This window comes from Reichenbachiella sp. (assembly GCF_039941815.1).
Taxonomy (GTDB): Bacteria; Bacteroidota; Bacteroidia; order Cytophagales; family Cyclobacteriaceae; genus Reichenbachiella.
This window is the reverse complement of record NZ_JBDVDW010000040.1, coordinates 62,441-74,690: the sequence shown is the minus strand read 5'-3', so window position 1 is coordinate 74,690 and position 12,250 is coordinate 62,441. Positions and strand designations below refer to the sequence as shown.

The following is a 12,250-nucleotide window of genomic DNA, read 5'->3' as shown; positions in this document are numbered from 1 at the left end:
ATGCTACAGCTACTGGTACATGGAGACAGAAGATCGGAACTCAGCTTTGGTTGGCATTGTACAACCAAGGGCTAGAAGGATGGTCTACTTGGAGAAGAATGGACTTTACAGGGTTCAACGCACCTCCAGGAATGACTATGGCTAATATCCCTGTTCGAATGACTTATCCTTTGAGAGAAGCGACTTTGAATGGTGATAACTATACAGCTGCTGGTTCTAGAATCGGTGGTGACGCAGTAAGTACTCCTGTATTCTGGGATGTAAACTAAGTCTAATAGACTTTATTAATATATTAAAAACCACTCTGGTCTCCAGAGTGGTTTTTTTATTTGGTTTCATAATTCTATTCCTTATTGAAGCAAAACCCACGCTCCTCAGCGCCCTCTACAAAGTCAACTTCAACTCCCATAAGGTACATAACATGTTTTTTGTCAATGATGACAGGAACTTCACCAGCTGAATAGGCCAGATCCGAATCTTTTGGCCGGTCAAATCCAAGCACAAAGCCCATTGCTCCGCACCCCCCTCCTTTGATGCCTATCCGTAAAGAATAGTCCGTAGGTATGCCCTTGTGGCTCATGATATTTTTCACTTCTTCAAGGGCCGTTGGTGTAATGCTTACAGGTTCCAGACTCATTTTACTATGATTCATTTTTCTACAGCAAAAATACTTATTTTTGAATTACACAAATAAAAATTGGACCTTGGAGGCACTGACTGAATTCGGAAAAATAATTCTACCTGCGGGAGCAGTATTATACGCGATGTATCTGACTACTCGAATGTTTTTGAACAAAGAATATGAAAAAAGACTAATAGATATAAGGATAAAAAACAATGAAACTGTCCTACCGGTACGTATGCAGGCGTACGAAAGAATTTGCCTGTTTCTTGAACGGATTGCTCCCAAAAATATAATAGTACGACTCAATATTGGGGAAATGAGCGCAGCCGAATTTCAACAAGTTCTACTACATGAAATCCGCGAAGAGTTCAACCACAATCTTTCACAGCAAGTGTACATGTCTGAGGAAGCATGGAATCTCGTCAAAAATGCAATGGAAGAAATCGTCATGCTGGTCAACGAAGCTGCTGGTGAACTTGACGTGGAAGCCAAGAGTATTGACCTGGCCCGAAAGGTGTTCGAAAAGGTTATTGAAAAACAAGAACTTGGAACCGATGTGGCGCTAAGTTTCGTTAAGAATGAAATTCAGCAAGTGTTTTAAATGATATGATGAATAAGGAATCAAAATTTAAAAAGTACAGAAAAAAAGCAGAAGAGGCACTTAAGGATAAAGACCGTATCGACGGAATATTGACAACTACAAAACGAAAATTGTCTGATTTGCTTGGTAGCAATGAAAGACTAAAAGAATTTTCTGATAAAATTTACGTCATGATAAGAATGGTCAAAGCGCAACTTTCGGGAGAATATCGCGAGTTTCCCTGGCGTACGTTAGTAATGATGGTAGGTGGATTGATCTATTTTATCACCCCTATTGATTTAATTCCCGACTTGATTCCAATCTTAGGACTTACAGATGACATATCCATAGTATACTGGATCTATAGAAGCATTCAAGAGGATATTGAGAAATTTGAAGCTTGGGAAAGAACAATTGAGCTTACATGAATGTCAAAAAACTGAATCGATACGGAATTATCGGAGGATTCGTTCTTATTTTCCTTGCCTCCCTTCATTTTGTTAGATCCTATCAGGCGGGATCACCCCGGTGGTTTTATCTTGTGATGGCTTGCGGGATGTCGATTATTTTGTTTAATACCCTCTTTGGTAAACGCCCAAAACGAAAATCGTAATCTCAAAACCATTCAAGAGGTAGCCACAGTACCAAATATTGAAAATAGCTTCCGGAATATTGAAGAATAAATGAGCAAGCGCATATCATCCTCCCTTATTTTTTTAATTTTACCGCTTGTTTTATCCAGAGTAAAAAGCACTTAGTTTAATGAAGATTTCTCTTAATTGGTTAAAGGATTTTATAGCGTTGCCTGAAGACGAAAATAAAATCTCTGAAATACTTACAGATACAGGGTTAGAAGTAGAAGGCCTGGAGCGATTTGAGGAAATCGAAGGAGGACTGGAAGGATTAGTTATAGGAGAAGTATTGACTTGTGACAAACATCCGGATGCTGACAAACTAAGCATTACTACCGTTGATATTGGCACCGACCAGCCTGCACCAATCGTGTGTGGAGCACCTAATGTGGCGGTAGGCCAAAAAGTAGTGGTGGCTACTGTTGGCACTACCCTTTATCCTGGCTCGGGAGAACCATTCAAGATTAAGAAAGCTAAAATAAGAGGCCAGGTATCAGAAGGAATGATCTGCGCCGAAGATGAAATTGGGCTGGGAGAATCTCATGATGGCATCATGGTACTTGACACCAAATTGAAAAATGGGACTCCAGCCAAAGACTATTTTAATCCGGAGACAGACACAGTCATTGAAATAGGACTGACTCCGAATAGAGCAGACGGAGCTTCACACTACGGAGTTGCAAGAGACTTAAAGGCCGCATTCAGAAGACCAATTTCTTTTCCTGAGCTGGGTGAATTTGAAATTGATAACCAGTCTAACACTGTAGAAGTAGAAGTAGAAAACTATGACGCCTGCCCTCGATATAGTGGACTCACCCTCTCAAACCTAACGATAAAAGAATCTCCGAAGTGGCTCAAAAACAGGCTTAAAAGCATAGGCCTTGCACCCATCAATAATGTAGTGGACGTCACCAACTATGTGTTACACGGGTTAGGCCAGCCGTTGCACGCATTCGATCTGGCTAACATTGTAGGGAATAAGGTAATAGTTAAGACGCTCCCAGATGGCACCAAATTTACAACACTAGATGAAAAAGAAAGAATCCTTACTGACAAGGACCTGATGATTTGTGATGGAGAAAGCAAAGGTATGTGTATTGGTGGGGTATTCGGTGGGACTACCTCGGGTGTCAAGAATAGCACCAAGTCTATATTTTTGGAGTCTGCATATTTTTCAGCAGACTGGGTAAGAAATACAGCCACCCGTCATGGAATCAAGACTGATGCCTCTTTCAGATACGAAAGAGGGACAGACCCTAACATGACTGTGCACGCATTGAAATACGCCGCACTGTTGATCAAAAAATTAGCAGGTGGAGAAATCAGCTCCGAGATCATTGATCTTTATCCTAGGCCAGTGGCAGATTTTGAAATCGAGGTCAAGTTTAAGAATGTCGACCGTCTCATAGGTAAGGTGATCCCACGTGACCGTATCAAAGAGATTCTTGAAGACTTGGACATCAACGTGTCACAAGTGACCGATGAAGGATTCAAGGCTACAGTCCCTCCGTATCGAGTAGATGTAACCAGAGAAGCAGACATAGTCGAAGAGGTGTTGCGTATTTACGGTTACAATAATATTGAACTTGAAGAAAACTACGGTACAGATTTTTTGGCAGCCTTCCCAGCACCAGATAAGGACAAGATCCAATCTAAAACCACAGATTTTCTTACCGCGCTTGGATTCAATGAAATAATCAGCAATTCATTGACCAACCCGGCATATGTAGCCAAAACAGGTCTTTGGGATGAAGCATTAAATGTTGAAGTATTAAACAAGCTAAGCGAAGAACTTGGAGTGCTGAGACAAACTATGGTATTCTCTGGTTTGGAATCTTTAAAATATAACATCAACAGAAAACAATCGAATTTAAAATTCTTCGAATTCGGTAGGGTATATACCCATCAGGATGATGAATACAACGAACAGGAGCGTTTAGCAATGTTTATCACCGGTGATCAAACTGATGAAAGTTGGAATGTGGATAAAAAGTCGATTGATTTTTATAGCATATCATCTACAGTTCATAAAATTTTGGATAAATTTAGCCTTGCTGAATTTGATTCGCTGCCGACTACTAATCCTGTCTTCGAATATGGGTTGGATATTTCTAAAGATGACCAATGGCTGGTATCTTTTGGTAAAATCAATAAGAAGGTTAGTAAAGTAACTGAAGTCGCTCAGGATGTATTCTACGCTGAGTTCAACTGGGCTGGCATGTTGGAAAGGTATGGTAAGAAAATTCTTTTTAAACCAGTACCTAAGTTTCCAGAGGTGAGAAGAGATCTATCTCTTGTTTTGGACGAGCAGGTCAACTTTCAGCATATTTTGGAATTAGCGAAAGCAGAGTCCAAAAAACTGGTTAAAAGAATCAATGTATTCAGCGTCTATCAAGGAGATAGCATAGGAGAGGGGAAAAAGTCATATGCCTTGAGCTTTATTTTGCAGGATGAAAACAAGACACTCACTGACAAGATAATAGACAAAACTATGAATGGACTGATAGCCAGATTTGAAAAAGAATTAAATGCAATCATTAGAAAGTAAGAAATGTCAGACAACCCTCTACGTTTAGAACTCAGCCATCTGGAAAGAAAGTTAGTCTTGTTGATCAGTGATCATCAAAAGATGAGAGAGGAGATGAAAGTACTGAAACAAGAAAATGAAGGATTGCGAGAGCAAATCGAAAAGAAAGGGGAAGAAATTTCCAGTTTTCAAAATCAAGATAAAATTAGTAAAATTGCGAATGGCATGGTAGTGAGTAGTAATTATAGTACTGCAGAATTGAGTGACATGCTAAATGAATATATAGTTGAAGTTGATAAATGCATAGCTCAATTGAGCGAATAGATGAGTCTTAATGACAGAATTATCAATAAAAATAAAGATAGGCAACAGAGAATACCCAATGAAAGTGGCGGCAAGTGAAGAAGCCACCATTCGAGAAGCGGGTAAAAAAATAAATGAAAAGCTGAAGTCTTTTCAAGATCAATTTGGAATTGATGACAAACAAGACCTTCTGGCGATGGTCGCTATAGATAGTTTTGTAGAAAAACTAAGAGCTTTTGAGCTCAAACAAACCACTGATGAAGTGGCAATGGATCAAATTTCTAAACTTAATCGTTTAATCTCTGCTGAAATCTAAGCTGTAATATTCATTTCTGCTAGCATTTGATGCTCCCGTGCCGTGATAAATATAGATATCATGGACAACACACTGCTTATAATAATAGGAACCCTGGCGGGGCTCGTAATAGGGTTCGGCGTGAGTAAAATCATGTCTAAAAGAGCTGAGGGTAAAAAAATATCTGCTGCCAATAACCGGGCAGAAATGATCCTAAAGGAAGCCTCTATCAATGCGGAAAATATAAAAAAAGAAAAGGCCATTGAGGCCAAAGAACACTTCCTAAAGAAAAAATCAGAGTTCGAAGAAGAAGCGAATAGAAAGAAAAATCAAATTATCGCCAACGAGAACAAGGTAAAACAAAGAGAAGGTCAGGTATCTAAACAAATAGAGCAGAACAAAAGAATTGAAGCCGAGCTCGAGAGCCAGAAAGAAAATCTGGATGCTCAAATGGATATCATAAAGAGGAGAAAAGATGAGCTGGAGAAAAACAAACAGGAACAAACCGCGATTCTAGAAAAAATATCAAACCTGTCTGCCAATGAAGCCATAGACCAGCTAAAAGAGACGCTCAAGGATGAAGCCAGAACCAAAGCGTCATCACACATCAAGGACATCATCGAAGAAGCAAAACTCACGGCCACAAAAGAGGCAAAAAAAATAGTAATACAAACGATCCAGCGGACGGCTACCGAGCATGCTATAGAAAACTGCGTGTCAATCTTCAATATTGAAAGCGATGATGTCAAAGGAAAGATCATAGGTAGAGAAGGGAGAAATATACGTGCGCTCGAAGCAGCCACTGGAGTCGAAATCATTGTGGACGATACACCAGAAGCCATTATTATTTCTGGATTTGATCCTGTCAGACGAGAGATCGCCAGATTATCCTTACATCGATTGGTAACCGATGGAAGGATTCATCCGGCACGAATAGAAGAAATCGTAGCCAAGACCACCAAAAATATTGAAGAGGAAATCGTTGAGACGGGCGAAAGAACGGTCATAGATCTGGGTATCCATGGCCTGCACCCCGAGCTCATCAAAATGGTGGGACGTATGAGGTTTAGATCTTCGTATGGTCAGAATTTATTACAGCACTCTAGAGAAGTAGCAAAACTCTGTGCTACGCTTGCCTCAGAATTAGGCCTCAATGCCAAGCAAGCAAAAAGAGCAGGACTGCTTCATGATATAGGGAAAGTATGGCCAGAAGAAGCCGAACAGCCGCATGCCATTGTCGGAATGGAACTGGCTAAAAAATACAAAGAACATCCCGATGTATGCAATGCTATCGGAGCTCACCACGATGAAATTGAAATGACCACACTCATTTCTCCAATCATCCAAACTTGCGATGCCATTTCAGGTTCAAGACCAGGAGCCAGACGTGAGATAATGGAATCTTACATCAAACGATTGAAGGATCTGGAAGCATTAGCACTAGGTTTCGACGGCGTGCATAAGTGCTATGCTATACAAGCTGGCCGAGAACTACGAGTGCTTGTAGATGCCGACAAAGTAGCAGATCAGTCCGCCAGTGATCTGGCCTTCGAAATCTCGTCCAAGATCGAGAACGATATGCAATACCCAGGACAGATCAAAGTCACCGTAATCCGTGAAATGCGCTCTGTTAGTTATGCGAAATAGAACGTAGTTAAGGTATTGACATTAAATATTTCTTCCAGTTTATTGTAGATGGATTAACGACAGTCCGTCTTAATCTGCACCATCTAAGGGTTGATTGTCATAGATTGTAACATCTTGTCACAGATGTCAACACCCCAAAAATGATCCCGTAAATTAGCTTACCAAAACTTTTTTACCCTTCCGTTGAATAGCAGAAGAATGCACTTACCCAAGATTGATAATTAGTTCAAAACTCAAATAATTACCAATGTCAAGAATTATCAATTTTTCAACGGCAAGCCTTTTTTTGCTCGCCACGTATGTGCCCTCTGCATTTTCTCAATCTACTATCAAAGGACAAATCACTGAAACAGCAGCACCAGTTTCATTTGCCAACGTGCTACTCCTCAATCCGGCAGACTCATCCCTATATAAAGGAGCAGTCACAGATGTAAATGGGTATTTTGAAGTACAAGCGGGTACAGGAACCTATCTTTTTAAAGCATCTTCTATAGGGTATGTCAATTATTTCTCTACAATTCAAAACACAAATCAACCCATTGATCTTGGGATTATTGTTCTCAATGTAGACACCGAACAACTTGATGAAGTTGTCGTAGAGGCCAAAAAGCCATTGTTTGAACAGAAGATTGATCGCACAGTTATCAATGTTCAAAGCAGTATTACAGCAAGTGCTGGATCTGCATTGGATATCTTGGAGAAGGCACCTGGTGTAACCGTGGATCGTTCCAATTATACGCTGTCTCTGGCAGGTAAATCAGGAGTACGTGTTATGATCAATGGGAAAATCAGCAGAATGCCGCTGGCCGCTGCAGTTCAAATGCTCGAAGGGATGAACGCCGATAATGTGGAAAGTGTTGAGCTCATAACAACGCCTCCGGCTAAATATGAAGCCGAAGGAGACGCCGGGCTCATCAACATTGTACTGAAACAAACAGAAGATGCAGGGACCAATGGTTCCTTTTCAGTTTTCACCGGATACGGTGGTGGCGAGAAGGTGGGAGGAAGTTTGAATTTCAATCATCGACAAAAAAAATGGAATGTATTTGGTAGTTATTCATATCGCCGAGATCACACGGAGCAGCTCAACGGTAATGATAAAGTGCTACTAGATGAAGAAGATAATCGAACTCGGACCAATACAGTCAGCTATCGAGATCCAATAACCCACTCTCACAATGCCCAGTTTGGGTTTGAATACCAGGCTGGAAAACGAACCCTTCTAGGAGGTGGAGTCACTTTTTTTGATCGGAATTGGGACATGGATGCACGCAACAGGGTAGACTACTTTATAAACGATGATCCCTCATATACTCTGGACTTAATCAATCATGAAATCAACCGAAGTAAATACTACGTGTACAATGCGAACTTTGAGCATGATATAACAGATAGGCACAACCTATCCATGGAGGTGGATTATATATTTTTCGATGCATCGAACCCGACTGAATATCGTCAGATTTTTACTGATTTGGATGGGTCAAATAGTGGTGTCTCAAGACCAGAAATATATTCCAGCAAGGAAACACCTCTATCTACTTGGGTGCCCAGGATAGATTATAGCTTTCAAATCAACGAAAATACCAGATTGGAGGCAGGGTTAAAAGGAGCTTTCAACTCATTGGATAATGAGGTACGCGTGATCTACGTCGACAATGGGTCTAGCCGGATAGATGATGCCCTCACCAGAACGATTCAAATGACCGAGGATATTTGGGCAGCCTATGGCTCAATTAGCTTTCAACTCACGGATAAAATTGGAGTGAACACCGGCTTGCGTTATGAACATACTGAGACAGATTTAGATAGTGAGAGTCGGCAAAATGTGGTGTATAGAAGTTATGGGCAATTGTTTCCAAGCTTGTTCATCAATAAAACTATCAATGATGATCATAGCTATGTGGTGTCGTACAGTCGCAGAGTAACACGTCCGACCTTTAACGAAATAGCACCATTTGTCATCTTCATGGATCCATTCAATTTTTGGACTGGAAACGAAACACTTTACCCCGCCATCAGCAATACTTTTAAAGCTGAATATAGATTCAAGGCCAACCTCATTTCAATTCAATATAGTCGGGATGAAGATGCTATTGTAAGTTTTCAACCCAGACTGGCAGACGATGGCATTACGCAGCTGACTTCAGCGGAAAATCTCGACTACCGAGACAATTTTGGTGTCAGTTTGGCGATGCCTATTACTGTCACTGACTGGTGGGAGATGCAATACAATCTTTCCGGTACTTACTCTATTATCGAGACGAGTCAACTTGATACCCAGATACGAATCTCAGCTTTCAATGCCAACTTCAACGGGACCAATACTTTTAAACTCCCAAAGGATTTCACGTTTGAAATTTCTGGTTTTATGCGAACACCATCCTATTTTGGGATATCCAAATTCCAGTCTTACGCAATATTTAGCTTTGGATTAGAGAAGAAACTTAAAGAGGATCAGGGGTCTTTTAAGTTTTCGTTGACTGATGCGTTCAAGGGGAGGGACTTTAGGGGCGAGACGCTGGTTCCCGAAGAGAATATTGATATTAGACGACGATTTGTTTTTGAAAATCAAGTGTTTAATCTAAGCTATACAAGGTCATTTGGAAACAATCGATTGAAAGGCCAAAGGAATAAGAAATCTGCATCTCAAGAAGAGCAGCAACGCATTCAAAACTAGCATACCTACGCGCGATTATCTGGTGTATACAGAGATGAATTTCATGAATGGCAGTTTGCTTGCTATCAATATATTGTCCATAATTTCATACAGGGCAATTTTTCGACGGTATTCCCACTTATTTGGACTTGAGCTTGATGACTTTAATGATCATGGTGAACGTTTGGCTTGATAAAATTTTATTTAATCGGGATCAAGGGTAGGGGCATTGTTACTTTACTCGTCAAATAGACAACAAGATTGAAGTATACCAGCAAATTGAGATAAACAAATTCTACTTCGAACACAATTCAAAATTAGATTTTTAGGTTAATGGCTTCAGCCCCAGGGAAACTTCTTGGGGCTGTCGTTTTGTAGGGTGAGGCCGATTTTAGTATTGTTATTTGTTTCGTTACTATTGGTTGGATTCATTTAGTAGCTGAAGGAGAATCGATGCTGGTATGTTCTTCAATGATGTGAGAAATTCTTCTTTCCTACGCTAATTTTTTTGTAGTATCCAAGGCGTTCCGCTTGTATTATCTTATTGTAGATCCCTGCCTGTACAAGACCTGCAATTTTAGTGCTGGCAGAGTCTGCTGATCGAACAGCTTGACCACAAAAAGGCCAATGTGAAAATGGTGGAATAAACTATAGACTAAATACTTATGAGGAGTGAAATAATATCAGATGTCCCTTGAAATATCTTGTTAAGTAAGTGAAATTAAAAAATTATTTTCTTGACGTCGATCTTGATGTTAGTATTACGACCCTTGTCATCAGCACAGGAGATTTTGATATTTCCTTCATCAGGGGTGAAGTAGATGCTCTCATTGGCGGAAGCCGACGAATAGAATTGATCATTGATATACCAAAACACGCGATCCACATTGTTGGCCGCCTGGCAGCGTAGCATGATTTGAAGAGAATCTGACTTATCCACCAGATATTCCAGCCGATCGACAGGAGAAATTATATTCGGCGCACCATCAGCAAATATCCGTTCACACTTCTCATCATGCTTAGGAATCTTGACATAGTTGATTTTCTCACTTTCATAATAGTCAAGAATCTCAGCCGAATAGTTGGGGTATAGTGCTTTTAGATATCCATTCTCAGGTAGGCAGGTTTGACAGTACGATTTCGTAGAATCAGAAGATATATAGATAGGTTTCATGTGCTGGCATTTGCGGTATTCAGACAGGCCAGGGATGTAATAGTCTATCACTTCATCCGTACAGAAATCTGAAGGTATTTTCCCGGACTCACTACAAACATGTCTAAAATTTACCCCACGAGGCATGGCGAACCAGTCTTTCGCAGATTCCTTGTCTACTGCATTGAAGATTTTGAATAGCAATGGAGCTGCGACGTCTGCCCCTGCCAACTCCTGAACACCCTGGCCCGAAAAGTTACCAACCCATATGCCGATGGTGTATTTTTTATTGAACCCAATGCTCCATGCATCCCTACGGCCATAAGAAGTGCCTGTTTTCCAGGCTATTTTTGGTAGGTTGGTGGCTTGCTGCCAGTGCCCTGGCAGGTCAGGTCTGACTACTTCGGTTAGGATTTCCGAAATCATGAAATTGGCCTCTTTAGTAAGGAGCTGGTTAGAAAAGTTGACCGTATCAGAAACTCGATAATTGAGACGTGCCTTTTTACCTCCATTGGCAAAGGCAGCGTACAGTACCACCAATTCCTCCAAAGTGACTCCACAACCTCCCAGGACAGTTGACAGCCCAAGATGATCTTTGTCTTTTTCGATTTGTGCAAAGCCCGCCTTGGATAGTTCCTGAATAAATACATAAGGTTGTACCTGATCCAAAACCTTTACGGCCGGAATATTTAATGAATGAGAAAGGGCATGCTCAATCGTTACTTCTCCGCTGAACTTCTCACTATAATTCTGCGGTTGATAACCTCGGAAATTGACAGGTACGTCGGCAATCTTCGATTTGGGAGTTACCAGCCCACGATCAATAGCCAACCCATATAAGAAAGGTTTGAGCGTACTACCTGGTGAGCGAATAGCGCGAACACCATCTACCTGACCCGCATCGTCAGGATTGTAATAGTCAGCTGAGCCCACATAGGCCTTGACCTGAAGGGTCTTGTTATCTACTACTAATGCAACTGCATTTTTAATCTGACGATGATAGATTTGCATGATATATTCCTGCAACACCTTCTCTGTTTTGGACTGCAGATTCATATCTATCGTACTGTGGATCAGTAGTTCCCCTGCAAACTGTTTTTTTAGTCGCAGGGCCAGATGCGGCGTATGTTTTGGAGGAGAAGTCCGGCTAGCCAAGATGGGCTCCGATAGGGCGTCTTCTATGGCGCTCTTTTCAAACAGGGCAGCCTCGTTGAATCGCTTCAGCCATATATTTCTCTCCTGCTCGATATAGAGATTGTGCCTTCCCAATCTCAAAGAATTTGGCCTATTTGGAATGATTGCCAGCGCTGTGGTTTCGGCCAAACTCAAATGATCAGGCATTTTGTTGAAGTACATGACAGCCGCTGATTTTACTCCTTCGATGTTCCCACCATAAGGCACCATATTGAGATACAATTGAAAGACTTCATCTTTAGAGTACATCCATTCCAATTGTAACGCTCTAAACATTTCTACAACCTTATTACCATAGGTTCTTTCCTTGGGCGCAAGCATTCTGGCCACCTGCATGGTAATAGTTGACGCTCCAGAGGTCCTTCTTCCTGAGAATAGATTGTTGAACAATGCTCTGGTGATCGAAATGGGGTTGATTCCTGGGTGGTAATAGAAAAACCGATCTTCCTTGAATAATATGGCCTCTTTCAACGTAGGTGTGATTTCTTCGAGAGAGGTGTACATGCGCCATTTGTCATCCGAGGTCAGGTATGAATGCATAAACTCTCCATCCTTTGAAAGTATAATGGGAGAAAACTCAGTATTCACACGCAAGGGAAATAAAATATTGAAGGCCAAAAAGATGAGAAACGGGA

The 12,250-nt window shown here is 41.0% G+C and carries 10 protein-coding genes; 8 read left to right on the top strand and 2 right to left on the bottom strand.

Features of this window, described 5'->3' with window-relative positions:
- On the top strand, positions 1–269 hold a 269-nt coding region (locus ABJF11_RS10700; RefSeq protein ID WP_348119843.1), incomplete at its 5' end, for a SusD/RagB family nutrient-binding outer membrane lipoprotein.
- A 74-nt stretch (positions 270–343) separates the two neighbouring features.
- Here ABJF11_RS10700 and ABJF11_RS10695 read toward each other — a convergent pair.
- A complete protein-coding gene (locus ABJF11_RS10695; RefSeq protein WP_348119842.1) occupies positions 344–652 on the bottom strand; it encodes an iron-sulfur cluster biosynthesis family protein in 309 nt (102 codons plus the stop codon).
- A gap of 25 nt (positions 653–677) precedes the next feature.
- Between ABJF11_RS10695 and ABJF11_RS10690 the strand changes: the two genes are divergently transcribed.
- From ABJF11_RS10690 to ABJF11_RS10660, 7 genes are all read left to right on the top strand, one after another.
- Complete coding sequence (locus tag ABJF11_RS10690; RefSeq protein ID WP_348119841.1) at positions 678–1,226, top strand: hypothetical protein; 549 nt, start codon at positions 678–680, stop codon at positions 1,224–1,226.
- 5 nt (positions 1,227–1,231) lie between these two features.
- The gene (locus tag ABJF11_RS10685) at positions 1,232–1,633 is read left to right on the top strand and encodes a YkvA family protein (RefSeq protein WP_348119840.1); all 402 of its coding nucleotides are present in this window, start codon (positions 1,232–1,234) and stop codon (positions 1,631–1,633) included.
- Between the two features lie 334 nt (positions 1,634–1,967).
- The gene (gene pheT, locus ABJF11_RS10680) at positions 1,968–4,385 is read left to right on the top strand and encodes a phenylalanine--tRNA ligase subunit beta (RefSeq protein ID WP_348119839.1); all 2,418 of its coding nucleotides are present in this window, start codon (positions 1,968–1,970) and stop codon (positions 4,383–4,385) included.
- 3 nt (positions 4,386–4,388) lie between these two features.
- Positions 4,389–4,688 (top strand): hypothetical protein, encoded by a 300-nt coding sequence (locus tag ABJF11_RS10675; protein ID WP_348119838.1) that lies wholly within the window; start codon positions 4,389–4,391, stop codon positions 4,686–4,688.
- A 10-nt stretch (positions 4,689–4,698) separates the two neighbouring features.
- Positions 4,699–4,983, top strand: coding sequence for a cell division protein ZapA (locus ABJF11_RS10670; RefSeq protein WP_348119837.1), 285 nt, complete (start codon positions 4,699–4,701; stop codon positions 4,981–4,983).
- Positions 4,984–5,043: 60 nt separating this feature from the next.
- Positions 5,044–6,609 (top strand): ribonuclease Y, encoded by a 1,566-nt coding sequence (gene rny, locus ABJF11_RS10665; RefSeq protein ID WP_348119836.1) that lies wholly within the window; start codon positions 5,044–5,046, stop codon positions 6,607–6,609.
- Positions 6,610–6,856: 247 nt separating this feature from the next.
- Positions 6,857–9,289 (top strand): TonB-dependent receptor, encoded by a 2,433-nt coding sequence (locus ABJF11_RS10660; RefSeq protein ID WP_348119835.1) that lies wholly within the window; start codon positions 6,857–6,859, stop codon positions 9,287–9,289.
- Between the two features lie 700 nt (positions 9,290–9,989).
- On the opposite strand, the gene pbpC is transcribed toward ABJF11_RS10660, so the two are convergent.
- Positions 9,990–12,203, bottom strand: coding sequence for a penicillin-binding protein 1C (gene pbpC / locus ABJF11_RS10655; RefSeq protein WP_348119834.1), 2,214 nt, complete (start codon positions 12,201–12,203; stop codon positions 9,990–9,992).
- Positions 12,204–12,250: the final 47 nt, after the last annotated feature.